The sequence below is a fragment of the Acinetobacter sp. ANC 3882 genome (assembly GCF_022549545.1).
In the GTDB taxonomy this organism is placed as follows: domain Bacteria; phylum Pseudomonadota; class Gammaproteobacteria; order Pseudomonadales; family Moraxellaceae; genus Acinetobacter.
In genome coordinates this window covers 396693-423373 of sequence record NZ_JAKZGB010000001.1, presented here as the reverse complement: position 1 = coordinate 423373, position 26681 = coordinate 396693, and the positions used below count along the sequence as shown (strand labels likewise).

Genomic DNA, 26681 nt, shown 5'->3' with positions numbered 1-26681 from the left:
CATGACTCATCTGGATTTGTCTCATGCCCGTGTTGCCGTCATTGGCTCGGGAACTATGGGTATCGGTATCGCCCAATTGTCCATTATGAATGGTCATTCTACCATTCTATATGATCTTGATCGTGAAAAGACCAAGCAGGCGGTGGATGGATTGCATCAGACTTTTGCCAAACTGGTTGAAAAAGGCAAGATAACGGATCAACAAGCCCAGCAGGCATGTTCACATTTAAGCATTGCCGATGGTATAGAAGATTTAGCTGATGTGAATTTGGTGATCGAGGCTGTGGTTGAAAAACTGCAAGTAAAGCAGTCTTTGTTTCAACAGCTTGCAGATATTTGTAGTAAACACACTATTTTCGCCACCAATACATCTTCAATTTCCGTCACTGCGATTGCGGCTGGGATTCCACAACCTGAACGTGTCGTGGGCCTGCATTTTTTCAATCCTGCGCCAGTGATGAAACTGGTCGAGATTGTACAAGGTTTAAAAACGCCAGTTGGCCTATGTCAGGCGTTAAAAGCCTTGATGTTGGCGTGGGAAAAAATCCCAGTTCTAACCAAGTCAACACCTGGTTTTATCGTGAACCGCATTGCCCGTCCATTTTACGCAGAAGCATTTCGTGCTTTACAAGAACAGGTCACAACGTATGACCAACTGGACTATGCCTTAAAGCAGTGTGGTGGTTTTGCGATGGGGCCATGTGAGTTGACGGATTTGATTGGGCAGGATGTGAATTTTTCTGTGACCCAAAGTGTCTATGAAGCGTTCTTTTATGAGCCGCGTTATCGTCCGAGTCTGGTACAAAAAGAGCTCGTCGATGCAGGTGCATGGGGACGAAAGTCAAAGCAAGGTTTCTATCACTACGATGCAAAAAATCAGTATTCGACTTTTCAGCCTCAAGCCATTACAGCTACAGCCTTTCAGTCAGATGTTCAGGTCAAAGGCGCATGGTCTCAGCTACCAATGCTACTCACACGTCTAGCGCTGAATTTTGGGACTGAAAATGAAGAAAATATCATTCAGATGGATGATATTGATCTACGGTTAAGTCAGGGTGAATCTGCCAACCTGAACTATCTAAGCCGTAAAACGGTATTGATGGATTGGCATCATGATTTTTCAAAGGCACAAGCCGTAGTGCTGAGCCACAACCCGTTGTGTGAAGCCGAAGATCTGGCAAAAGTTGAGGCATTTTTTGCTCAATATCAGATCCATGTGATCTGGATTACAGACCATCCTGCATTATTAACTTTACGTACCCTTGTGTTGCTGATCAATGAAGCCTGTGAGGCCAGCCTGCACGGTATTGCCAGTATGGAAGATATTGATAATGCCATGAGATATGGTGTCAATTATCCTAAGGGGCCGTATCAATGGATGATGCAATTGGGCGCGCAGTATGTGTTGCAAACCCTCAATAATTTATATGCCATTTATGGCGAAGAAAAATATCGTGCAAGTTTATATCTCAAGCAATACGTGGCACAGCAGCAAAGTGTAACTGCCAACTATTCACAAGATTTAACAGCATTTGCATAAGCAGGAGCGATCATGGAAGACGTTTTAATTTGTGATTTTATTCGTACCCCGATTGGACGCTATGCAGGGTCACTCAGCTCGGTACGTACCGATGATCTTGCTGCATTGCCAATCAAACATTTAAAAGAAAAACATGCACATCTGCCTTGGCAGGATTTAGATGAAGTATTTTTGGGCTGTGCCAATCAGGCGGGTGAAGATAACCGTAATGTGGCACGTATGGCAACTTTGTTGGCAGGATTACCAGAAGCAGTTCCTGCCATGACGGTAAATCGACTCTGTGCTTCGGGGTTGGATGCAGTGGGCTTGGCGGCACGTTCGATTAAATCGGGCGAATCACAATTTGTACTGGCGGGTGGTGTCGAATCGATGAGTCGCGCGCCGTTTGTGCAGGCAAAGCCCACTGAAGCTTTTGGGCGTAGTCCTGAGATTTTTGATACCACCATTGGCTGGCGCTTCATCAATAAAAAGATGAAAGCACAATATGGCACCGATAGCATGCCCGAAACGGCTGAAAACGTGGCTGAAAAATATCAGATCAGTCGACAGGATCAGGATGTATTTGCGATTCGTAGCCAACAAAAAGTGGCTGCAGCACAACAAGCTGGTTTCTTTGATGAAGAAATTTTGCCAGTTGAACTGGTGGATCGTAAAAAGAACATCACAACGTTTGTCCAAGACGAGCATCCTCGAGCAGATACCAGTCTGGATAGTTTAGCGAAATTGAAAGCACCATTCCGCAAAGAAGGTGGTTCAGTTACGGCAGGCAATGCATCAGGTGTGAATGATGGCTCGGCTTGTGTTTTACTCACGAATCGCCAATTTGCGGATATGCATGGTTTAAAACCTTTAGCTCGTGTGGTGGCGATTGCCAGTGCAGGAGTTGAACCGAAATATATGGGCATTGGCCCAGTACCAGCGGTACAAAAATTATTGAAACAAACGGGTCTGAGTCTGGATCAAATGGATGTGATTGAGCTGAATGAAGCGTTTGCGGCCCAGTCGCTGGCGTGTATGCGTGAATTAGGGCTCAAGGATGATGATACGCGTGTAAACCCAAATGGCGGTGCGATTGCACTGGGTCATCCTCTTGGTATGAGCGGAACGCGCTTAGTAATTACTGCCACCAGAGAATTAAAAAGACGTGGTGGTCAATATGCACTGTGCACCATGTGTGTGGGTGTAGGTCAAGGTGTGGCCCTGATTATAGAAAATTTAAATTAATTTAGACGGTTCTCGTGAAATAACGACATAGGAGATACGGCAGTGGATAGCCAGATGATAGAAAATGTAGAAAAAATGACGCTAGCGGAATTGCGAGCACTTCAAACCAAACGGTTAAAAGAAACTTTGACGTATGTGTATGCCAATAGTCCTGTGTACAAGAAAAAGTTTGATGATGCTGGTGTGCATCCGGATGATTTCGTCACATTGGATGATCTCGCCAAGTTTCCATTTACCACTAAACAGGATTTACGCGATAACTATCCGTTTGGCATGTTTGCAGTGCCACAAGAACAGATTGTTCGTTTACATGCCTCGTCAGGCACCACAGGTAAACCAACTGTAGTCGGTTATACCCAAAAAGATATTCATACTTGGTCGGACATCGTGGCGCGTTGCCTGCGTATGGCGGGTTTGAGTGCCAAAGATATGATTCAGGTGGCTTATGGTTATGGCTTATTCACAGGTGGTTTGGGTGCACATTATGGAGCTGAACGCTTAGGCGCAACTGTGATTCCGATGTCAGGTGGTCAGACAGAGAAACAGGTGCAACTGATTCAGGACTTTAAACCAACAGCAATCATGGTCACGCCATCGTATTGTGTCAGCATTATTGAAAAACTCGAACAGCAGTTGGGTAGTGCGCGTAATACTTCGTTAAAGGTTGGTATTTTTGGTGCAGAACCGTGGTCAAAAGAGTTACGCCGTGAGATCGAAGAACGTCTTAATATCAAGGCACTCGATATTTATGGTCTATCTGAAATTATGGGCCCAGGGGTTGCCATGCAATGTCTGAACGAAGGCGATGGTCTCACCATTTGGGAGGATCACTTCTATCCTGAAATCATTAACCCAGAAACAGGTGAAGTATGTAAGGATGGGGAGCTGGGCGAATTGGTTTTCACCACCATTACCAAAGAAGGTCTACCAATTATTCGTTATCGTACCCGAGATTTAACCCGCTTATTGGCAGGCCAGAATCTTGCCATGCGCCGTATGGATAAGATCGTCGGGCGTAGTGATGATATGCTGATCATTCGTGGTGTGAATGTATTTCCAACTCAGATTGAAGAACAAATTCTTCAAGTGCCAAGTTTGGTGCCGAATTATGAAATTCTGGTGGCAAAGAAAGGACACATGGATACTTTGCATATTCGCACAGAAATGTGCCATAACTGTGATAAGCAGGCGCAGCAACTGGCTCAGCAGTTGATGCAGCGAATTAAAACCATGATTGGTATTTCAGTGACGGTAGAAGTGGTGAATGAACTTACCTTGCCACGCTCTGAAGGGAAAGCAAAACGCGTTATCGATATGCGTCAGATTGCTTAACATTATGACCATTCAGGGTATAGAATCTATATCCTGAATCTAAACGCCAAGATAAAAGTATGAGTGCAAAGCTACAGCAAATTATTGATTCGATTATTCAGAATGAGACCTTAAGTGGGACATCGCTCATTTCAACCATTTTTGGGGATTCGGTGCTGCATCGCGGTGGCAATATCAGCCTTGCTAGCTTGATTCAGTTGCTGGAGCTGTTTGAATTTAATGATCGTGCTGTACGGACTTCGGTTTTTCGGCTGGTTAAAAATGATTGGTTAGATTCAGACAAGATCGGCAGAACCAGTTTTTATCGTATCACCGATGCCAGTCGAGCAAAATATTTGCAGGCAGAACAACGGATTTATAATGATCAGATGAAAGAATGGGATCATTCTTGGGATCTTATTCTGATGTCGAGTCTGGATACTGACAATAAAGCATCTTTGAGAAAAGAACTGGAATGGCTCGGCTTTGCCAATATTTCTACCAATTTGATGGCTTATCCAGGTTCTAATCGACTGCAATTGCAAAAGTTGTTGGTTGATCTGAATATGAGTGAACAAGTGGTTGTGTTTAAGGCAGAGACCTTGCAGCTATTTAATAACTCAACTGAAACCATTAGCCGTATGTTAGAGACTAACTGGCCGATTGATGAGTTGCGCCAACGTTATCTACAATTTTTGGATATGTTTCGGGAAATCGGAGCAATTCTGATGCAGGACGATGAGAGCATCGAACCAGTTCAAGCTTTTCAGATTCGTACTTTACTGATTCATTATTATCGTCGGATTTTGCTTAAAGATCCTTCTTTGCCATTAGAGTTGTTGTCAGCAGATTGGCCTGCAATCAATGCCCGTACTTTATCTATGAATATTTATAAGAAAGTCTTTGAGGCCGCGGATGACTATTTCCTGTCAGTTGCTGCAACTTCCGAAGGGCCTATGCCAAATGCAACAGCACATTTTTGGCGTCGCTTTGGCGGCTTGAATCAAAACACTGAGAGAATGAGTGATGCCTTGTTACAGTATTGATGGTGTGATCCCAGTTGTTCATGCTAGTGCATTTGTTCATCCTACTGCCGTTTTAATTGGCGATGTAATTATTGAAGCAGGGGTTTATATTGGGCCATTTGCGTCGCTGCGCGCTGATTTTGGTCGTATCCATATCAAGGAAAATGCCAATGTACAGGACAGCTGCATCATTCACGGTTTTCCACAAAGTGTCACGCTGGTTGAGGAAATGGGACATATTGGTCATGCAGCGACGTTGCATGGTTGTCGTATCGGTAAAAATGTCTTGATTGGTATGAACAGTGTGATACTGGATTATGCTGAAATTGGTGAAAATACCATTATTGGTGCCAATAGCTTGGTGAAAACCAAAGCTAAAATTCCTGCCAATGTTCTGGCTTTAGGCAGCCCAGCCAAAGTTGCCAGAGAGCTTTCAGAGCAAGAACGGCACTGGAAAATAAAAGGTACTCAAGAGTATGTGCAGTTGGCACAGCGATGTTTAAGCACAATGACAGAAGTTGCACCATTAGCAGAAGAATCTGCTGAACGGAAGACCTATCAGAATTTTCAGGCAGATCATCAGATTAAACCAAAAGCAGAATAAAACAGGTATTTCAGTCACTCGGCTCATTTAAGATTTCATGACAGTTCTAATAAAAAATACCGTTTAGTCAAAAAAAGACAACAGCTTCATATTCAATATCAGCACATGATGAAACTTAAAAATATCGTTCAGTGAATATTTAGACTGAACAATATCAGTAAGCGTTACGCTCATTTTAGGACATCAAGCCTTCTAAAGTGAATGCGTTGGGCAAGAAAATACAATGAGGTCAAGATGTCTATTTTAACAAAAGAAATTTGGGATCAAAAATTATTTCGTGGTACATGGCAATTAGCCAAAAACGGTTATCAAGTGGTTGAAGTCGCGACAGGCGAGTCTTTAGGTCAGATCGGTTATGCATCTGCGATAGATGTGGTTGATGCGGCGCAGCAAGCCAAGGTTGCACAAAAGCAATGGTGGGCATCGAGTTACCAAGAACGTCAGGCTGTGTTTGAACGGGCAGTCCAGATTCTGACAGAACATCAGGCTGAAATCATTGAGTGGCTGGTCAAAGAAAGTGGCTCGTTACAGTTCAAAGCAGGGTTTGAAGTCAATATCTCGATTCAAGTATTAAAACATTGCATCGGTTTACCTGCCGCGGATCAAGGTACCTTATTGCCAACTGCAACAGGAAAGTTGAGTCTGGCCAAGCGAGTTCCTTTGGGTGTAGTTGGTGTGATTTCACCGTTTAATTTCCCGCTTTATCTTGCGTTGCGTGCGGTTGCTCCTGCCTTAGCCCTAGGCAATGCTGTGGTACTGAAACCCGATGAGCGAACCGCAGTTTGTAGTGGTTATGCGATTGCTCGTATTTTTGAATTGGCAGGTTTACCTCAGGGGCTGCTGCATGTATTACCTGGCAGTGCGGAAGTTGGTGAGGCACTGACATTGGACAAAAATATTGCCAGTATCCAATTTACTGGCTCAACTCATGTTGGTCGTATTGTAGGTGCCAATGCAGCCAAAACACTGAAAAAAGTATCGCTTGAATTAGGTGGAAAGAACTCACTCATTATTCTAGATGATGCAGATATTGAATTGGCGGCTGAGAATATTGCTTGGGGAGCTTTTTTACATTCAGGTCAAATTTGTATGACCTCTGGGAAAATCTTGATTCAGGAAAAGATTTATCAGCAAGTTAAACAGCGCGTCATTGAAAAGGTAAAGAATTTTGTAGTGGGTAATCCTTTGAATTCTGATGTTACGATTGGTCCTCTGATTAATGCCAAGCAGTCGCAACGTGTTGAGCAGTTAGTGAAGGATGCGATTGCGCACGGTGCAAAACTGGAAGTAGGTGGGCAGGCAAATGGTGTATTCTTTGAGCCAACGGTATTGGCTGATGTAAAGCAAGACAATCCAATTTTTTCAGAAGAAATTTTTGGCCCAGTGGCAGTTCTGATTCCTTTTACAACAGATCAACAAGCCATTGAACTTGCAAATGACGGTGATTATGGGCTTTCTGCTGGTATTATCACCGCCAATGTCGGACGCGCTATACAGCTTGGGCAACAACTTAATGTCGGTCTGTTGCATATCAATGATCAAACCGTAAATGATGAAACCGTCAATCCATTTGGTGGGTTTGGTGCTTCAGGCAATGGTACGCGGATTGGCGGGCCAGCAAATGCAGATGAGTTTACCCAATGGCAATGGATGACGATTCAAGCGCAAGCACCACATTACCCATTCTAGCTTTTAATCTCGTCTATTAAACCTGAATATAAGTTTGCTGAACGCTGAATAAGAGGGTTGGTCCAAATATTTTAGCAAATTTCTCAACGGGCATATTTGCTCCTTCCTGTTAAGGGGCAAATAGCCGATGCAGTTTATTTTTAAAGAACTTAGCATGTGTTGGTCAAGGTAATATTCTGTTTTTTCATTAACTTGTAAATAAATATCAGTATACCAATAGCCAGCCAACAGCTTCCAAATTTTAAGGCTGATGAATCTAGATTGATCCAGAGGCACAGAATACTGATGACCGAAATAAGCGGTAAAAAGAGATTGAAAAACTTATTTTTAAATCCTGAACGTTGTTTTTCTCTAACATAGAACTTGACGAAAACGGATAGGTTGACTGCGGTAAATGCCACCAGTGCACCAAAGCTAATCAAGCTGATCACTTGTGCAAGGTTTAAGAAAATAGCACTTAGTGAAATCAATCCAACAAATAATACCGAGAAAAATGGCGTACCTAAGGTGGCATGGAGTGTTCCAAAATACTTTTTGGGGAAAATATTATCTTTGCCCATGATATAGAGTAAACGTGATGCACTGGCATGCGAAGCAAGACCTGAAGCAACCGTATTCATAATTTGGCCACATAAAAAGATGGACTGAAATAAGGCGCCACCCACATATAGAACAATTTCAGGCAATGCTTCTGATGGATGATGAAAACGGATATTGCTTGGATAATAAAGCTGAATAAACCATGACGCGGTAAAGAAAATCATGCCACCAAAAAGTGTAGTGAGAAGAACTGCATAAGGAATGGTCTTGGTAGGGTTTTTGGTTTCGTTTGAAAGTGTTGTGACTGCATCAAAACCTAAGAAAGAAAAGCAAAGCACTGAGGCTCCTGCAACCAAAGGCAGCAATTCCTGTTGACCATGCCATAAAGGATTTAAGGTGAGTACATATTCATAACCTTGTGTACTTCCAATGCCTTGAATCACCAAATACACAAAAATAATCATCAGAATAATCGGGGCAAATACAAAAATTAGACTAATGTTGGCGAGCAAACGGATACGGAAGCAGTTCACCAAAGTCACTAGACCTGCCGAGACAATGACCCAAAACCAGTAGGGAACACTTGGGATCAGTGCTGTTAAATAAATGGCTGCAAGTAGAACGTTAATTAAAGGCAATAATAAATAATCAAGTAAGGTACACCAACCGACGAACAGACCACTTTTAGGGCCAATACTTTCCGTGGTGTAACTATAGGCAGAACCCGATTTTTCTGAGTGCTTACTAAAGCGAGCATAACTAAAAGCAGTTAATAGCATCGTGGTGAGTGCCAATAAGTAAGCCAGCGGGACATGACCATTGGTAATTCCTGAAACAATGCCAAAGGTATCAAATACGGTCATTGGGGTCATGTAGGCAATACCGATCACAGTGACTTGCCATAAAGAAAGCTTTTTGAGAGAGACAGATTCTTGTTCCATATTCCTTCAACCTGATTTATTGCGCTTTTCTATCCAGAAAAACTTGTAATTTTTAGGCAAAAAACTCCCTTGGCTTATATTGACAAGCCAAAAAGAAGAAACTTATGAGAAAGAGAAGGTTAAGCGTTTAATTTAGAGCGAGAGAACGCTAAATCACCACCAACCTTAAAGACTGATTGGGGAGAGCACTTGCGTGTTTGCTCGTTAAGTTCTTCAACAAAGTGCCAGTTCTGATACTGATGTCATTTGAGGTAATAACACGAGCCGTGTTATTGGTGATGACTGCTTTTTGTTGGATGTTTTTAAGTTTTGGAAGCAGAACTTTTTCTAATGCCGAGACCAGAACATCAATCGCAATTACACCGATAAACTGCTCACCAATCATCACGGGATGAGCCATGGTAATGGTATAAGCACCATTGCAGATGTAATCGACATAGGGACCATAAAAACCAGGTTGTTTATTTTCGGCAGGTTGCTGGAACCATTCAAAAGTCCGGAAATCTAAAAAACGTTGCGCGTTTTGATAGTTCTCTAGTTGTGCCTGTTGTAATTGATTTTCTTTTTTATACCACCATTCCAGTGTCCAGTATTCTTGCTCTGTATTGGTTGCAGGACTATAACTGGCAAATCCCATGCCTTGACTATACTGGCTTTGGTGAAGCGCAGCTTTTATTTCCTGTTGCAGCGCTTTACGCTCTGACGTAGAAAGCTTGATGTCTTTGGTTTTTGCAGTTTTATGCTTAGATAAAATCTGACTGGTTTTATCAGCGAGGATCTCTGCAAGCGAAGTCGTTTCATCTGTTATGTGTTGAAGTAGCTGTTGAAGCTCTTCTATATATGCAAGTTGGGTCATTCCTATAACTCCTAAAATTCCATATGCTTGCAATCAATGCGTTGATTATCCCTTGGTTGTTTTTTTAATTGATCGATAATTTATATTGCAGCATTTGATCTGTTTGCATGGAAATGATTTTTCTCGTTTGTAGCATGGCTTCATCTCCATTTCCTTGAGTCAATGATGACAAAATTTTATGGTATTGATCTACTACAGCCTGATGAAATCCATCATTTTGGTATAAAACAGCAATAAGTGGGGCCCATTCTGCCTGTAAAGCGAGTTCTTGATTTGCCAGTCGTGCTGACTGTGCAAAAGAAGTCAAACTCAGTAAACAACGTAAATCCAGCTGAGCACGGATATCTGCCTCACGAGCTTGATTAAATTGTTTAATCAATGTGCTAATTTTCTCAAGTTCAGCATCGCTTGTTCTTTGACAAGCCAGATATGCACTATGACTTAAAATCGCACTATGGAACTCGCCTAAATCTGCCAGATACTCTGTTGAGGCCTGACGCAAAGGATGCAGGCTTAAACGTAAATCAGCAGGTAATTCACAAACAAAACTACCGCCATTCCGACCACGTCGAGTGTCAATTAAACCTTTGACACGTAAAGTTGTTAAAGCTTCACGTACCGTGATAGGTGAAACACCCATTAAACGCGCTAAGTCAGCTTCATTCGGAAGCTGTTCCTGACTTTTGAGCAGTCCTGAGATAATCGCATTCTCCAAACGTTCAACCACCTGTTCAGAGCGCGTTGATTGTGTGATCGGTGCAAAGATTATCGTATATGCTGACATAGCTAGTTCTCTAAAAGCGAAGTTTAATTACTTCGCTTAATGATACGGATCATGGCTTAAAACACGCCAAAATTGTGTATTGCCTTTTCATCTTCTGGAACAGCAGGTATAGCATCCCAGAGTTCAGCAATTTTGCCATTTTCGAGACGCCATAATTCAAAATAGGCGTGTCGGTTTCCTGCGATACTACCTTCAGAATGGGTCAGTACAAACTGACCATCGGCAATGCTTCGATGAGTTTTGGAGTATACCAAACCTTGTCCTTCATTACGGATTTTGTTCAGGAAATCAATAACGGAATTTACACCGTCACCAATATCCGGACTATGTTGCAGGAAATGATCGCCATCCGTATAGGTTCTGAAGGCCTGATATTCTCCGTCAATCAAGGCCTTTTGAAAAAAAGCACGAATGACATTGCGGTTCGCTTCACGATCAGCACTGTCATCAATCTGAGTCGGGCCATCCAGTTGGGTACGACCGCTGATATTCGGCTGTGCTTCAGTCACCAAGCCATCCCAATGTTCAACGATCTTGTCATCCTTGACACGATAAATATCAAATCCAACCAATGGCGTTTCATCTAGGCCATGAAAACGACCATGGATTGCCACCAGATCGCCATCAGCGAGTACACGAATTGCTTCATGCTGGATCTGAGGGCAATCTTGGATTAGTTGACGCAGACCTGCCAGACCATCCGCAACTAAAGGCGAATGTTCAATAAAATCTTCTGAAAAATAAAGATCTAGAGCTCGGGGATCATGTAAATTAAACAAGACATGATGTGCCTTGCTAACAAAGCGTTTGGCTTCCTGAGTATCCATTCTATGCTCCTATTTACTTCTGTTTTTATTATTCATTTGAACTCATGACATGCTTGATGCGCGTGTATTCTTCAAATCCATAACCAGATAAATCTTTTCCATATCCTGATTTTTTGAAACCGCCGTGTGGCATTTCTGCAGCTAAAGGGATATGTGTGTTGATCCAGACTGTACCGAAATCCAGTTCACGAGATAAACGAGTCGCACGCGCGTGGTTCGTTGTCCAGACACTTGAAGCTAGGCCATATTCAATATCATTAGCTTTTTCTACAGCATCATCTTCATTTTTAAATTTTTGAACCGTGATCACTGGGCCAAAAATTTCGTTTTGAATGGCGTCATCCTGTTGCTGTAAACCGCTAATTACAGTTGCTTCAAAATAAAAACCTGGACGATTGGCATGCTTGCCGCCAGTTTCGACTTTGGCATGTGCAGGTAGTTTTTCAATGAATGTCTGTACGTTCTTCAGTTGATTGGCATTATTTAATGGACCATAAAGTGCATCTTGGTCATCAGGCTCACCAAAGCGTGTATTTTTTGCAGCAGTGACCAGTTTTGCTAAAAATGCATCATGAATAGATTCTTCTACGATGACACGTGTAGCTGCGGTGCAGTCTTGTCCTGCATTGAAGAAGCCAGTCAATGCGATCATCTCAACCGCTTTATCGATATCTGCATCTGCAAAGACCAAGACTGGTGCTTTTCCACCTAATTCGAGGTGTGCTTTGGCTAAGTTGGCCGCAGCTGATGCAGCAACTTGTAAACCTGCACGAACTGAACCTGTAATAGACACCAGAGCAGGTGTCTTGTGTGACACCACTTTAGAGCCAGCATCAGCACGACCTAAAACCACATTGAAAGCGCCTTTAGGGAAAAATGGTGCTGCAATCTCCGCCAAAAGCAGGGTACTTTCAGGTGTTGTATCACTTGGTTTTAAAACGACGGTATTCCCAGCCGCCAAAGCAGGCGCGATTTTCCAGACAGCCATCATCAACGGATAATTCCATGGGGTAACCTGACCGACAACGCCAACAGGTTCACGTCGAATACTTGAGGTTAAGCCATCTAGATATTCACCTGTAGCAGAACCATTGAGTAAACGTGCAGCACCAGCAAAGAAACGAATTTGATTTGCAGAAACAGCAACTTCTTCAGAAGCAATCAGATGCTTAAGTTGTCCAGTATTACGGCTTTGCGCCTCAACTAAACGATCAGCATTCGCTTCAACGGCATCTGCTAAATCAAGTAAGGCTTTTTGGCGAACTGCCGGTGTGCTGCGTCCCCAAATCTTAAACGCTTGTTTTGCTGCTGCATACGCTGCATCTACTTCGGCATCCGTTGCATTGGGTGATTCTGCGTAGATTTGTCCTGTCACAGGACTGACAAGGTCAAAGTATTCGTTCCCTTTTGCTGCTACATATTCGCCGTCAATAAAGTGTTTCAGTTGAATTTTAGACATTGTCCATTCCTTGTCTTTAGGTTTTAAAATATAACATATAAAACTATATGTATTATGTTTTAAATTTCCTGTCAAATTATTTCGAACCATCTTTATTGGGCAAATTGGCTTTTAAAAATGCTGAGTGTGTATAAGGATTTGATATCTATTTAGATATTACTTTATTGATTTTTCTTTTCTAAATTTTAAAAATGTCCCGTTATGTTTAAAAAATTACTATCAAATGCCTAAATTGTTTTTGAATGCTTTTTAGGTCGCATTTCTATAGTGCAACTGCAAAAATGAAGAGGGCAAGGCGATAAAATTTTAACGCCTACTTTTTTAAATCACATTGCGAAGTTCGTTGGCTGTGTTGCGTAGCAACGGTAAAATTTGCTCAATCAAATAATCTTGCTGTACACGATTGGTTTGAGACATGCAATTGAGCGCAGCAATTGCTTTTCCCTGGGCATTTAGCACAGGCACTGCAATCGCAATCACACCCAGTTCATGTTCTTCCTTGGAGAGACAATAATCTGATCGGGAAATCGTTTTTAATACGTCTAAAAACGTTGGCTCATCCAGTATAGTGAAAGGAGTTAACCGTTTTAGTCCATAGCTTTTGATCCACTCATGCTGCGCTTGTTCGGAGAGTGCCGCCAGTAAAACCTTTCCTGTCGAAGTTGCGTGTGCTGGCAAGCGATTGCCTAAATGCATGCCATAGGGGCTGACCCGCAAATTATCCTGTTGAGGAAGATAACTTCGAGCGATGGGCACAACTTCATTCTCATCTAAGACCACTAAAGAGAATGTTAAAGTGGTCTGGGCACACAGCAGATTCAGGAAAGACTGGGCGATTTTAGGCAAATGAGCAGAACTGAGATAAGAGCTTGAAAGCCTTAACACCCGATGGGTCAGCCAAAAATAGTGCTCGTCTGTTTCCAAATAGCCTAAGTATTTTAAGGTTTTTAAATGCCTTCTTGCTGCGGTTCGACTAATCCCTGTGCGTTCTGCCACTTGTGTGACATTCAGACGCTGACGATCAATTCCAAACGCTTCAAGTAAAGCCAGACCTTTCGCTAAACCTGCAATATAGTCGTCCTGACGAATACGTTCATGTGAACTTGGGTGCTCTAAAAAAATATCCATATGGCCATCTTTTCTGACAGTTATTTTGATTTTGTCCGCTATTCGGACAGATTAGATGATAAACGGATATTTTCAACTTGGATAGATCGTATACAGAATATAAAAGCAGTAGTTTAAAAGTCAGGACAGTACAAGGATGAAGTCATGGAGACTTTAACAACACAAGTTGCAATTATTGGTGCAGGGCCTGCTGGATTATTGCTGGGACAACTTCTCTATAAAGCAGGTATTGAACATATCATCATTGAGCAACGTAGCGCTGAGTATGTAGCCTCACGTATTCGTGCTGGAATTTTAGAGCAAGTATCAGTTGATTTACTCAAACAGGCAGGTGTAGACCAACACTTAAAAGAGAGAGGACTACCTCATTCAGGAATTGAGATACTAACCAACGGACAGAAGCATCGCGTTGATTTATCTGCGCTTACAGGCGGTAAACAAGTCACAGTGTATGGGCAGACAGAAGTCACCAAAGATTTAATGACTGCACGTGAGGCTGCACAGCTTACATCGTTCTATGAAGCGGAAAATGTACAGGTCAAAGACTTTTATGACACACCGCAGGTTCATTTTGAGTATCAGGGCAAGGCGATTCAAATTCACTGTGACTTTATTGCAGGTTGCGATGGCTATCATGGAATCTGCCGTGCCAGTGTTCCAGAAGATAAAATTAAGACCTTTGAAAAAGTCTATCCATTTGGCTGGCTGGGGATATTGGCTGATGTGCCACCCGTTGCGGATGAGTTGATTTATGTTCAGTCGGAACGTGGTTTTGCACTGTGTAGTATGCGTTCAGAAACCCGTAGCCGTTATTATTTACAAGTTCCATTAACTGATCGGGTCGAAGATTGGTCGGATGAACGGTTCTGGGAAGAACTAAAATGCCGTTTAGATATTGAAAGCCGGGAAAAGTTGATGACTGGTGTATCTATTGAAAAAAGTATCGCACCGTTACGTAGTTTTGTGACTGAACCTATGCGCTTTGGGAAAATGTTTTTAGCAGGAGACGCAGCACATATTGTGCCGCCTACAGGCGCAAAAGGGCTGAATTTAGCAGCGTCAGATATTGCCTATCTATCAAGTGCATTGGTTGAATATTATATTGAAGGTTCAGATCAAGGTATTGATCAATATTCGGAAAAATGCTTACAGCGAGTTTGGAAGGCTGAACGCTTTTCCTGGTGGATGACGCACTTGTTACATCGTTTTGAAACCGAAACGGAGTTTGAGCATAAAATTAAACAGGCTGAGCTAAGCTACATTCTTGGGTCGACTGCAGGCAAGACGACGTTGGCAGAAAACTATGTCGGTTTACCTTATGAAATTCAATCAGTGTCAGAAACTTGTGCTTAAGTCTTGTATCGTTTTGGATAAGTTTTAACGCATAAACTAGCTTCATACAGAAATGAAAAAGACCTGCACAATGATTTGGGCAGGTCTTTTAAAAGATTCAAAATATCGCTGTATTAAGCAAATTGAGGAATCATTTTGCGGACATTGGTTTTTGCATCAATCACGGTCATGAAAGTATAAGCACCAATGAATTTACGGCTGATAAACATAAATTCTTTAGGTGGGACTGAAAAATAGCGAGAAGCCATGGATTGTCCTGCTTGCTGCATGACACGGCTGTGTAATTGGCTTTTCTTCCAGTCATAGCGGTCTTGATCATCCATAATACCCACAGGCATATCTGGATTGTTGCTTGGGCAGCTAAATGCTTCGGTGGCAATCAGGAATACATCCGCCATACCAGGTTTAACACTTTCAGGCATGCCATCGAAGAATTCATAGCCTGTCATGGCTTTAACCATTGCATTTTTGTCATGATCATAACCTGCATGAATAAGGTTACGCGCTACAGTCAGTAAATTGTTATCGAATTGGCGAATCGCACCAAAGTCGAGTAAAACAATTTTGTCTTTCACGTCATTACCATCACCTAAACGAACGAGGTAATTCCCAAAGTTCGGATCGGTCTGCATTTCGCCCCATTCAAATAATTCACGTACTGCAATCTCCAAAGAAGCTTCACCTAACTGGTTACGACGTTCTTGAGGTAGAGAAAGCATGACGGGACTATTCACAGGAACACCGCGCTCAAAGGTCATGCACAGTATTTTTTCAGCACAGAACTCATCAACAATCTGAGGCACGATGTAACGCGGATCATCTTTTAAACGTTCAGCAAAACGTCGTGTGGTCGCAGCTTCAATGCCATAGTCAACTTCACGATGCATCATTTCTCGAACTTCATCAAACCACTGATCAAATTCACGAGTTTGCGGCACCATACGTGTCAATTTCAGCATGTTTTTAAAAAGATTCATGTCTGAATCAATCGCTTCGGCAACACCTGGATATTGAATTTTAAGTACTAGCTCTAGACCATCAGATTTACGTGTTGCACGGTGCACCTGAGCGAGTGAAGCTGTTCCGATTGGCTCATGATCAATGGTGAGCTCATCTAATTTTGAACCTAACTGTTCTTGTAAATGTGCTTTGATTGCAGGCCAAGCTAGTGCAACAGTTTGATTGTTAAGCGTATTTAAAGCTTGTGTAATTTCTTCAGGTAAAAAATGTTCACCATATAAAGCCATCATTTGTCCAATCTTCACGATTGAACCTTTTAATTTCCCTATTTCAGAAACCAAATAATGTGCCTGTTCAGCCATGGCTTTTTTACGTTTCTTCTCTTTTTCTTCTTCACTTGAGAAAAGAGAAGTGGCATTTGCAGTCGCCCAACGAGTTCCAGCAAGTAAAGAAGCTTTTGCAATAGATAAGCGACGATCCACCGATGAGGTTTTTAGATTCTTAAGCTTATCGTTCTGATCTGACATGAAAGAAAAATCCTATGCTGAAACCGGAGAGTTAAAAGCCGAGACTTGAATTGTAGCGGATATTACAACTTTTGAACGTATTAAAATAGTTCAATCTCTTGAATTATCAGTCTAAATTTGTGAAAAAGGGCCATGATATTAAAATAGCCTAAGTAAATATTTGGCATTTACTTGAGATTTACTATACATATGTCCTAAATTTTAAACTGAATTTTGAGTGAAGATTTTCTTATCAAGGCTGCTCGATTGCTATGAATATGCTTCACTAACATTCGTTTGACTTCACTATGGTGAAAGCCGACTGAGTAAGCTTTGACAATAATAATACTGGGCAGTGTAAAGAAAAAATACTTAGTGTCGTCTAAAGTCGCATCCTTGAAAATGCCTTCAGCAACCAACATTTCTCTTAGAAATTGTTTTTCAGCTTGTATGGTACTGGATGACTCATCATCCCAATAATTCTGACGCATGGCCATTAAATTATTATGCTTATAACTCATATAAGAATTGAGCCTGTTTGTTTCACCTTAGCCAATATATGAGGTTGGTACAGCATTTATCAAGGAGATATTTATATCTAAAATAGCCTAAGCAAATTTAATCTTTAATTTTTAAATGCTACACTTATCCCACTTTTATTCCTAAACCAAAAATACTGAATTGATATGACACCTGCTTGTAAACTATTGGAAAAAAATAAAATAGCATTCTCGATTCATGAGTACGAACATGATGTAAATGCAAAAAGTTTCGGGCTAGAAGCTGCAGAAAAGTTGAACTTAAATGTTGAAGAAGTATTCAAAACCTTGATGGTGACAGATGAAAAAAATTATTTCATCGCAATTTTGCCTGTAAATCATCAACTCAATCTAAAAAAAGTTGCAGCAGCAGTGGGTTGCAAGAAATTACAAATGGCAAACCCGAAAGACGCTGAGCGTTTAACTGGCTATTTGGTTGGAGGAATTAGCCCATTAGGGCAGAAGAAACGTCTCAAAACAGTGATTGATGCGACAGCCAAATCATTTGATAAAATTTATGTCAGCGGTGGTAAAAGAGGGCTGGACATTGGTTTAGATCCACAACAACTTGCAAAATTGCTGGGTGCAAGTTTTTTTGATGTTTTGGACTAAAAAGAAGCTATTATGTGCCTTTTTATATAAATTATTGTTATTTCTATCTTTTTAAAATCTATAAAAACTATTGGTAATTGGGAAATTATCATTTTATTTAATGAGAATGATTATTGTCTTTTTGTATCTCACTCGATCAATCATCACGTTTAAAACCAGATAATTCAATAGATTGGGCCCGCATTTTCAAGTTCTCTTATGGAATTGAAAATATAAATGATAATAATTATCATTATTTGCGTCTTAATCTTAAATCAAATTACGGTTAAGTCATGTTTATGGCCAAAACATTCCGAAAAATAAATTAACTCTCTCGATAAGAGGATACCGTCAGATGCAATCACTTGCCAATCGGTTGGCGATACAACATTTCGTCAATGCATATACGCAAGAAACTGGCAAAGGTCACTTGCTAGATAATAATCAGCAAAGTCCACAACAACAAGCGTTTAGCCAAGGTTTGACGCTGTTATCAATCCCGATTCATTCTATTCAAGCACAATGCTATTTCCCATTATCCTATGTCAGCCGAGTTGGGCGGCATCGTTTAGCAGCTCTCCCTCAAATTGTTCTCCAAGGTCAAATCAAAACATTTAGTCCAGTTGCAATCGTTGGTCTTTTGCTAGAAGAGCTTATTTTTGAGTCCGATGTCCCATTGGATGCGGCTTCTTTAGTCGAAAAGTGGATTCAAAGTCGCGATGCATTACAACAGTTTTTAGTACAGCGAGAAGCTGATTTTGATGACTTGGTGAAAGCAGGTCAGAATTTTATAGAAACAGAGCAAGCTTTAATCCTCGGTCATAGCATGCACCCCGCACCGAAAAGCAGAACTGGTTTTGTACACGAAGATTGGTTGAAATTTTCTCCTGAACATAAAGGTCAAACGCAACTACATTATTGGTTTGTACATCAAGATTATATTTCAGAGGGCAGTGCCACAGATGAAGATATTTCTGTACAGCTTAAAACTGCCTTGCAATGGTATTTGTCTGAAAGTGATCTCAATCTATTAAAGACGCATACGGAATATAAACTACTGCCTTTACATCCTTGGCAGGCACGTTATTTACAAAGCAAACCATGGTTTGAACGTTTAAAGCAAACTGGTCAGCTCATTGATTTGGGCTTACGTGGTTGGCAATTCGCCCCTACGACCTCTATTCGTACTTTGGCGAGTTTTAATGCGCCGTGGATGGTAAAACCCTCTCTTTCCGTGATGATTACCAATTCAATCCGCGTAAACTTGGCAAAAGAATGTCATCGTGGTGAACTTACACACCGACTTTGGCATAGTGAGTTTGGTCAGAATATTTTAAAACAATGTCCAAGCTTAAAGGCTGTGAATGACCCAGCGTGGATGGCTTTAAACATTGACAATGAAGTGATAAACGAAAGTATCTGCATTTTCCGAGATCAGCCATTTAACCCGCAGCAGCAAGTGACTTGTATTGCATCCTTATGTCAGGATCATCCAAGTAAAGCTTTAAATCGATTCAATGCATTGTTTGCAAAAATTGCCAAAACGAATCCTAGTACGGACTTTTCAGAGATCGCCCTAGATTGGTTTAACCGCTTCCTCGAAGTGAGCTTGCAACCGTTGATGTATCTCTACCATCGTTACGGTATGGCATTTGAATCACATCAACAAAATGTATTGGTGGAACTTGAAAATCATTTTCCAAAAACTTTATGGCTGCGTGACAACCAGGGTTTTTATTATATTGAAGAATTTGCCACAGAAATTTTAAAAGCATTGCCTGAGTTGAAAGAGAAAGCATTTGCTGTGGGTCCTAAAGATTTTGTAGATGAACGTTTTAGCTACTATTTCTTTGGAAATACGCTATTTGGCATTATCAATGCGATTGGGGCAACAGGCTATATCACTGAAGATGAATTGCTTGAACATTTAAAAGGCTTTTTACAAGAGCAGTTACAGCAATATCCTGATAGTACTTTATTACAAGGTTTATTGTTTAACGAAACCTTGCCCTATAAAGGAAACTTACTCACACGTCTGCATGAGCTGGATGAGTTAATTGCACCTGTTGAGCATCAATCTGTTTATGTCCAACTGCAAAATCCTCTGTTTATTGAGCAGAAGGATGTGAGCTATGCTTGATTTTATTGGTGTTGGGCTAGGACCCTTTAATTTAAGCCTTGCGAGTTTATTGCAAGATAAAAGTAATCTTAAATATCAATTCTTTGAGCAAAAAGAGAACTTTGATTGGCATGCGGGGATGCAATTACCCAACGCCTTGCTACAAGTACCGTTTATGGCAGATCTTGTAAGTTTGGTTGAGCCGACAAGTCCCTATAGTTTTCTGAATTATTTGAAGCATCATCAGCGTTTATATAAATTTTACTTCCGTGAAAATCTATTTATTCCGCGTCAAGAATATAACCACTACTGTCAGTGGGTTGTTCAGCAACTCGACAACATTCAATTTAATAGTCAAGTGCTTGATGTACAGGCAATTAAAGGTGGCTTTGAGGTTGTAATCTTCTCAAACGGCGAGAAGCAAATTCATCGAGCGCGCCAGCTTGTGTTGGGCATAGGTACAGTACCGCATTTACCTGAAAGCCTACAGCACGTTTATTCCAAAACTACACAGTGTTTGCATTCTGCTGAATATCTAAAAAATTGTCCTGAGAAATTAAAAGGAAATGTGGTATTAATTGGCTCAGGCCAGTCTGCTGCTGAAATTTTTCTAGATTTATTTGATCGTCAGTATGCTCAAAAACAGGCAACTCCAGACTTTAATTTACACTGGTTAACGCGATCTGCTGGGTTCTTCCCAATGGAGAACACACCATTAGGGCTAGAGCACTTTAGTCCTGACTACATGCACTATTTCCATCATTTACCTGCCTCTTTAAAGGCAGAGTTACCTGTACAACAAGCGAATTTATATAAGGGGATCAGTAGTAAAACGATCCGTGATATTTATGAGCGCTTATATCACCGAAGTATTGGTGATAATAAAACAGATGTAATGTTGGCTGGTCATCATCAATTACAGCATGCAGAAGTGTTGGAAAATCAGAAAATTCGTTTGCGTTTTAATCAGAGTCAGCAAGGTGAAAGTTATCAAATCGATGCTGATTGTGTGATTGGAGCGACGGGTTATCGTTATCCTAAACCAACTTTCTTGCAGAATTTACAATCACTGATTCCACTTGATCGAGCTGAACGTTGGCAGGTCAATGTTCATTTTGAGGTGAATTATCAGGGTGATGGTCGAATCTTCCTACAAAATATGGAAGTTTTTCATCATGGCGTAGGAACACCTGATTTAGGTTTAGGAGCACATCGTGCGGCAACTATTGCAAATCAGCTCTTAGGCGAAGAGCTATTTAAACTTGACCATACTCAATCCTATCAACATTTTGGTGTTGTTCAATCAGCTCATTCTGATCAAACTGCCCGAAATCATGCTCAGCTCGCTGCTTCAGGGTTATCTCGTGTTGTACAGAAGCCTGGACAACTTCGACCTACATCAGCAGGTTTTTACTCCCAACATAAACTGTCAGAGCATATTGATTAAGTTATACAGAGGAAACGCGCATGGAACGGTCTTCTGTACCATCAGCTCAGTCTGTACAAGTTGGATTGCAGCGTTATGTTTTACTTACAGTCATGTTAGGTACTGGGACAGTAAGTTTAAACAATAGTAGTTTCAATCCAGCAATACCTCAACTGATGCAATATTTCCAAATTGGTGAAATTTGGGCGAGTTGGGTTGTCGTTGCATTTTTATTGGCAATGAGCATTAGTTTGCCACTTGCTGGTTATTTCAGTCAGCGTTTTGGAAAACGTGAAACCTATCTGACAGCCTTATTTTGTTTTGCGTTGGCATCTATAACAGGCGGATTATTCAATCAATTTGAGTCTGTTCTTATAGCCAGAGCTTTACAGGGCTTTTGTAGTGGTTTGATGATTCCATTGTCTTTGGGGTTGATCTTTTCCGTTACCCGAAGTGAACAGCGTGGCAGTACTACAGGATTATGGGGTGCCATGATTATGCTGACATTGGCAATTGGTCCAATGTTGGGTGCTTTGGTTCTGGTTTGGTTCGACTGGCAAGCTTTGTTTTTTATCAACCTTCCGATTGCTTGTATCGCATTGGTATTGGGATATATCTACCTACCTAAAGAACAAGCAGATGTAAATCAGTCTTTTGACTGGGCGGGGTTTATCTACTTAAGCATCAGCATTATTTTGCTTTTGGGCACATTAAGCCAGATCCATCGCCTCGAAGATTTGTATCAGCCTGTCTATTGGCTCTTGCTTGGCATCACTGCTTTGACATTCTGGCAGTTTTTCAGACGTCAGAAACATCAATCCCATCCTTTAATTGAACCAGCATTGTTTGCATCGCAAGGATTTCGCTTCAGTTTGATGATCTGTGTTGCTCAAACCGTCGGTTTGTTTATTGGAATGTTGTTGATTCCTTTATGGATACAGCACAGCTTGAAATTTAGCCCGCTATGGACAGGCTTTGCGCTCATGAGCAGTGCTTTGGTCACTGGATTATGTAGCCAGCCTGCGGGCAGATATCTGGATCGGTACGGCGCAGCAAAATTAATGAGTCTCGGCATGATTATCACAGCATTGTCATTTGCCTTACTGGCATGGGCACCAGTGCAAAATGTTTGGTTCATTATTTTTTGTATGGTGCTGCATGGTTTTGGTATGGGATTGTCTTATATGCCATCTACCACAGCTGGTCTAAATAGTTTGCGTCAACAGCAGCAGCATCTGGTGACACAAGCGGCGGCCTTAAACAACCTTTGCCGTCGCCTTTTTGCTGCTGTTGCTGTGGTTCTGGCCGCTTTATACCTGCAATTACGCGAAGATATTTTTCAGACGAGTGCTGCCCCTGAGCTGGATTCATTCAAGGGAATTCAGGAAATCTTTATCTTCTGTACTTTACTTATATTGTGCGCTTTGCCTTATGCATGGCGCTTTCCAGATCAGCACAAAATCAATGAATTAAATAAATAGGATTATCATCATGGGACAATTACACCCAGTTTTATCAAATACACACATTATTCAAAATACCTTTGATGCATGGCAAAAACCACAATCTGATCAAGTAAAACAGGTTGAGCAACGTGTAATTAAACAATTACTGCAAGCGCTCATTTTTGAAGAGATTATTTCTGCTGATCATGATGGGCAAAGTTTTGTGGTCGAGGTACAAGATCGACAACAGCACAAGATTCGATATATTGCACCAGGTCAGAGACAATACAGTTATAAGTTGGTTCGACTGGCTCGTGATCAGGATGTATTACGTCAGGATGAACATGGCAAGCAGCAACCAGCACGTTTAAATCAAGTGATTGATGAAATCTTGAGATTAATTGCTGATGCTGCAAAGGTTGAAGATTTTATTTTTGAATTAAAGCGAACCTATATTCATGACCTACAGTCACAGGTGTGCTTTGAAAACTATTCTTTGCCTGCCATTCAATATCCATATGATATTTTAGAATCATATTTAATGGATGGCCATCCATATCATCCTTGCTATAAGTCTCGTGTTGGCTTTAGTTTGCAAGATAATGTTCGCTATGGTGTAGAGTTTGCACAGCCTATCGCTTTGGTTTGGTTGGCGGTAGACAAGTCTATTGTTGCAGAAAATTATTCAAACAGTATCGAAGCAAAGCCGTTTTTTGAACAACAATTAAATGCGCAGGATTTAGAAAGATTTCAACAGTATCTCGCCAAACAAGAGATTGATACAGATCAATACGTTTGGATTCCTGTTCATCCGTGGCAATGGGAAAACCATTTAATTTCAATTTTTGCTGAAGAAATCGCAGACCAGAAAATTATTTATTTAGGACAAAGTCAGGATCGCTATTTGGCTCAACAATCTTTGCGAACTGTGACCAATTTACAGCATCCAGAAAAACCTTATATCAAACTTTCGATGAGTTTGACCAATACATCTAGCTCAAGAGTTTTGGCTAAACACACAGTCATGAATGGCCCAATCATTACCGACTGGCTGCAAAGTTTGATCGATCAAAGTGAAACTGCTAAACAATTAGATTTTGCAGTGCTACGTGAAGTATATGGTTTGAGCGTGGACTTTACCCGCTTGCCAACGTCGCATGCGCAGCAGGCTTATGGCACGATTGGTTGTTTATGGCGTGAAAGCGTACATCAATATTTACGAGAAGGTGAAGATGCCATTCCATTGAATGGGGTCAGTCACATCCAAAAAGATGGGCAAGCCTTGATTGCACCATGGTTACAGCAATATGGGGTTGAACAATGGACACGCCAGTTGCTGAAAGTTGTGATTACACCACTGATCCATTTGCTTTTTGCAGAAGGTATTGCAACCGAATCCCACGGTCAGAATATTATTTTGGTGCACAAACAAGGTTGGCCAACACGTATTCTGTTAAAAGATTTCCATGATGGTGTGCGTTATAGCCCTGCACATTTAACACATCCAGAATTAGCACCTGAGCTAGATCAGTTACCGCCAGAACATGCTAAAACCAATAGTATGTCATTTATTTTGACGGATGATTTGAATGGAATCCGTGATTTTAGTTGTGCTTGTCTGTTCTTTGTCGCTTTGACTGATATTGCGATTTTTCTCAATCAAAATAGCAATCTAGTCGAACAGGATTTTTGGAAATGGGCTGCAGAGGTGATTCAAGATTATCAACTACAGCATCCTGAACATCAGGAGCGTTATCAAATCTTTGATGTGTTTGCCGAGACGTTGCGCATTGAGTCGTTAACTAAACGTCGCTTATTTGGTGATGGTCGTATCCAAATCAAATTTGTCGATAACCCATTAGCACCTTTTAAAGCTAAGGTGAAGTGAGGTTAGTTATGAATGCACTTCAACCTGTTTATCAATTGGTAGACCGAACGATTTTACAGGACTTTGTGAATGCGCTTCTGGTTGAGACATTGATTCCTGAGTCAGCAATCATGAATTCAACAGCAGCTCAAGCTGAGTTGTATCAATATGATTATGATTTGAAAAATCAGCCTGAAATCGGCTCTGATCAGCAATACTTTGTATTGCTGCCTGAGCAAAATCAGCAACGTTTAGTGATCTTTGCTGTAAAAAAAGGCATTGCTCAAGCATGGTGTTTTGATGCGGACTCTGAAATCCTGTTATTAGACCGAAGCCATGATCAAGTTCAGAACAATTCGATTGAGTTATTCGAATTGTTTGAGTATCTGCAAAACGCTGGGCTATTTAAGCACTGTCATGCAGATAAGCTACAAGGCTTTGCAAACCAGATCCAAAAATGCTTAAAACAATATAGCTTGTTATCACAGCATCAAGTTAATGCTCATGATTTGATTAATCAGAATTCGGCACAAGTCTTTCGTATTTTAGAGCAGTACGCGGGGTATCGTGACCGGCCATATCATCCTTTGTCTAAGCTTAAGGAAGGATTGAGCCAGCAGGAATATGTGCAGTATTGTCCAGAATTTGCACACGAACTCAGTATCCATTGGGTTGCTGTGCATAAAGATAAAATGATGTTTGGTGCTGGGGTAGATGACATTTTTACCCAGCAACCCAGCCAGATTTTTATTAACCGTACTGAACGGCATCAATTAAAGCAGGAAATGTTTCAGCGTGGGTTAAGCGAAACTCATATTGCGATGCCAGTACATCCTTGGCAATACCAACATTTATTTGATCAATTTTATGCGGATGATGTCACAGCTGGTATTTGTCAGCCTTTGAATTTCATCTCAAAAGGCATGTATGCCAGTGCTTCAATGCGTAGTTTACTGTCTGAAGAAATTCCACAAGAAAGTCTGAAATTGCCCATTGGGATTAAGGCACTTGGTTCATTGCGTTTCTTGCCTATCGTGAAGATGATTAATGGGGAAAAGAACCAAAAATTGTTACAGCAAGCACAGCAAATAGATCCTGTATTGCAACAAAAATTATGGCTCTGTGAAGAAACACAATGGTGGTCTTATTTACCTGAAAAGCAACAGGACAGAACGGCTGATAATGAATGGTTATTTGTGGAAAAACCAACGCATTTAGCTGCCCAACGCCGTCATATTCCTGTGGAATTATTACAGCAACCTTACCAACTGATTCCAATGGCGAGTTTGGGTCATAAGATTCAAGGTCAACCTGCAGTTTTTGATTATATTCTGCAATACCAGCAAATCGAGAATAGCCCTGAACATGTTCTGAATCAGTTTGCACGATTATGTTCATGCTTTTTTGAGGTGAACTTACGTTTGTTTCGTTTAGGCCTAATGGGAGAAATCCACGGGCAAAACTTATGTTTAGTACTTAAAGATGGACAATTTGATGGTCTGATGTTTAGAGATCATGATTCCTTGCGTATTTATTTGCCTTGGGTTCTTCAAAATGGTTTGCATGATCCTGACTATTTAAGTCCCCATGATTTTAGAAATACGCTTTATCATGATTCGGTTGAAGCGTTACTGTTTTATATCCAGACTTTAGGTATACAGGTTAATTTGGGTTGTATTGTTGATACTTTGGCAAAGCATTACCAAATTGTAGAACTAGAACTTTGGCGCGTACTGGCGGAGCAGTTGCAAGATGTACTCGCGAAGTTAGATTTCCCACCTGAGATCCAAAGTCAATTACAGAGCTTATTATTTGAGTCGCCCCAGTGGCCTTATAAGCAGTTACTTAGACCATTACTGGAGCAGGATACACGCATTGGTAGTATGCCATCTGGGATAGGGGAAACCCAAAACCCATTATGGCAAATCTCAGCCGATAGAGATTAAT

The 26681-nt window shown here is 41.1% G+C and carries 21 protein-coding genes; 13 read left to right on the top strand and 8 right to left on the bottom strand.

Annotated features, from left to right (window positions below):
- Position 1 precedes the first annotated feature (1 nt).
- The 6 genes from MMO42_RS02180 to MMO42_RS02155 all read left to right on the top strand — a co-directional run bounded on the left by MMO42_RS02180 (position 2) and on the right by MMO42_RS02155 (position 7393).
- On the top strand, positions 2-1540 hold the full coding sequence (locus tag MMO42_RS02180) for a 3-hydroxyacyl-CoA dehydrogenase (protein WP_241319037.1): 1539 nt from the start codon (positions 2-4) through the stop codon (positions 1538-1540).
- 12 nt (positions 1541-1552) lie between these two features.
- Positions 1553-2764: a 3-oxoadipyl-CoA thiolase gene (gene pcaF, locus MMO42_RS02175; protein ID WP_241319035.1), complete on the top strand. Its 1212-nt coding sequence runs from the start codon at positions 1553-1555 to the stop codon at positions 2762-2764.
- A gap of 42 nt (positions 2765-2806) precedes the next feature.
- On the top strand, positions 2807-4096 hold the full coding sequence (gene paaK, locus MMO42_RS02170; RefSeq protein WP_241319033.1) for a phenylacetate--CoA ligase PaaK: 1290 nt from the start codon (positions 2807-2809) through the stop codon (positions 4094-4096).
- Positions 4097-4155: 59 nt separating this feature from the next.
- Positions 4156-5121 carry a phenylacetic acid degradation operon negative regulatory protein PaaX gene (gene paaX / locus MMO42_RS02165; protein ID WP_241319031.1) on the top strand — a complete coding sequence of 322 codons (966 nt, stop codon included), beginning with the start codon at positions 4156-4158 and terminating at the stop codon, positions 5119-5121.
- The gene (locus MMO42_RS02160; RefSeq protein ID WP_241319029.1) at positions 5102-5704 is read left to right on the top strand and encodes a gamma carbonic anhydrase family protein; all 603 of its coding nucleotides are present in this window, start codon (positions 5102-5104) and stop codon (positions 5702-5704) included. Before paaX ends, MMO42_RS02160 begins: the two co-directional genes overlap by 20 nt.
- 234 nt (positions 5705-5938) lie before the next feature.
- Positions 5939-7393, top strand: a complete 1455-nt coding sequence (locus MMO42_RS02155; RefSeq protein WP_241319027.1) for a benzaldehyde dehydrogenase — start codon at positions 5939-5941, stop codon at positions 7391-7393.
- A 149-nt stretch (positions 7394-7542) separates the two neighbouring features.
- Here MMO42_RS02155 and MMO42_RS02150 read toward each other — a convergent pair whose 3' ends face one another.
- The 6 genes from MMO42_RS02150 to pobR all read right to left on the bottom strand — a co-directional run bounded on the left by MMO42_RS02150 (position 7543) and on the right by pobR (position 13928).
- Positions 7543-8874, bottom strand: coding sequence for an APC family permease (locus tag MMO42_RS02150; RefSeq protein WP_241319025.1), 1332 nt, complete (start codon positions 8872-8874; stop codon positions 7543-7545).
- 148 nt (positions 8875-9022) lie between these two features.
- Positions 9023-9730, bottom strand: a complete 708-nt coding sequence (locus MMO42_RS02145) for a histidine kinase (RefSeq protein ID WP_241319023.1) — start codon at positions 9728-9730, stop codon at positions 9023-9025.
- Positions 9731-9794: 64 nt separating this feature from the next.
- Complete coding sequence (locus MMO42_RS02140) at positions 9795-10514, bottom strand: GntR family transcriptional regulator (protein ID WP_241319021.1); 720 nt, start codon at positions 10512-10514, stop codon at positions 9795-9797.
- Between the two features lie 56 nt (positions 10515-10570).
- Positions 10571-11341 carry a nuclear transport factor 2 family protein gene (locus MMO42_RS02135; protein ID WP_241319019.1) on the bottom strand — a complete coding sequence of 257 codons (771 nt, stop codon included), beginning with the start codon at positions 11339-11341 and terminating at the stop codon, positions 10571-10573.
- Between the two features lie 28 nt (positions 11342-11369).
- Positions 11370-12800 (bottom strand): gamma-aminobutyraldehyde dehydrogenase, encoded by a 1431-nt coding sequence (locus MMO42_RS02130; protein WP_241319018.1) that lies wholly within the window; start codon positions 12798-12800, stop codon positions 11370-11372.
- A gap of 321 nt (positions 12801-13121) precedes the next feature.
- Complete coding sequence (gene pobR, locus MMO42_RS02125) at positions 13122-13928, bottom strand: IclR family transcriptional regulator PobR (RefSeq protein ID WP_241319016.1); 807 nt, start codon at positions 13926-13928, stop codon at positions 13122-13124.
- A gap of 144 nt (positions 13929-14072) precedes the next feature.
- Here pobR and pobA point away from each other — a divergent pair, with 144 nt between their 5' ends.
- Positions 14073-15281, top strand: coding sequence for a 4-hydroxybenzoate 3-monooxygenase (pobA, locus tag MMO42_RS02120; protein WP_241319014.1), 1209 nt, complete (start codon positions 14073-14075; stop codon positions 15279-15281).
- Between the two features lie 113 nt (positions 15282-15394).
- Here pobA and MMO42_RS02115 read toward each other — a convergent pair whose 3' ends face one another.
- On the bottom strand, positions 15395-16768 hold the full coding sequence (locus tag MMO42_RS02115) for an AarF/ABC1/UbiB kinase family protein (RefSeq protein WP_005293835.1): 1374 nt from the start codon (positions 16766-16768) through the stop codon (positions 15395-15397).
- A gap of 194 nt (positions 16769-16962) precedes the next feature.
- Entirely contained in the window at positions 16963-17268 is a 306-nt protein-coding gene (locus tag MMO42_RS02110) for a hypothetical protein (protein ID WP_005152732.1), read from the bottom strand.
- Positions 17269-17433: 165 nt separating this feature from the next.
- Between MMO42_RS02110 and ybaK the strand changes: the two genes are divergently transcribed.
- From ybaK to MMO42_RS02080, 6 genes are all read left to right on the top strand, one after another.
- Positions 17434-17898 carry a Cys-tRNA(Pro) deacylase gene (gene ybaK, locus MMO42_RS02105; protein ID WP_241319013.1) on the top strand — a complete coding sequence of 155 codons (465 nt, stop codon included), beginning with the start codon at positions 17434-17436 and terminating at the stop codon, positions 17896-17898.
- Positions 17899-18232: 334 nt separating this feature from the next.
- Positions 18233-20017, top strand: a complete 1785-nt coding sequence (locus tag MMO42_RS02100; protein ID WP_241319012.1) for an IucA/IucC family protein — start codon at positions 18233-18235, stop codon at positions 20015-20017.
- Positions 20010-21443 (top strand): SidA/IucD/PvdA family monooxygenase, encoded by a 1434-nt coding sequence (locus tag MMO42_RS02095; RefSeq protein WP_241319011.1) that lies wholly within the window; start codon positions 20010-20012, stop codon positions 21441-21443. The genes MMO42_RS02100 and MMO42_RS02095 overlap by 8 nt, the downstream gene beginning before the upstream one ends.
- Before the next feature lie 20 nt (positions 21444-21463).
- On the top strand, positions 21464-22903 hold the full coding sequence (locus MMO42_RS02090; protein ID WP_241319010.1) for a DHA2 family efflux MFS transporter permease subunit: 1440 nt from the start codon (positions 21464-21466) through the stop codon (positions 22901-22903).
- Positions 22904-22913: 10 nt separating this feature from the next.
- Positions 22914-24755 carry an IucA/IucC family protein gene (locus tag MMO42_RS02085; protein ID WP_241319009.1) on the top strand — a complete coding sequence of 614 codons (1842 nt, stop codon included), beginning with the start codon at positions 22914-22916 and terminating at the stop codon, positions 24753-24755.
- Between the two features lie 8 nt (positions 24756-24763).
- The gene (locus tag MMO42_RS02080; protein WP_241319005.1) at positions 24764-26680 is read left to right on the top strand and encodes an IucA/IucC family protein; all 1917 of its coding nucleotides are present in this window, start codon (positions 24764-24766) and stop codon (positions 26678-26680) included.
- Position 26681 lies beyond the last annotated feature (1 nt).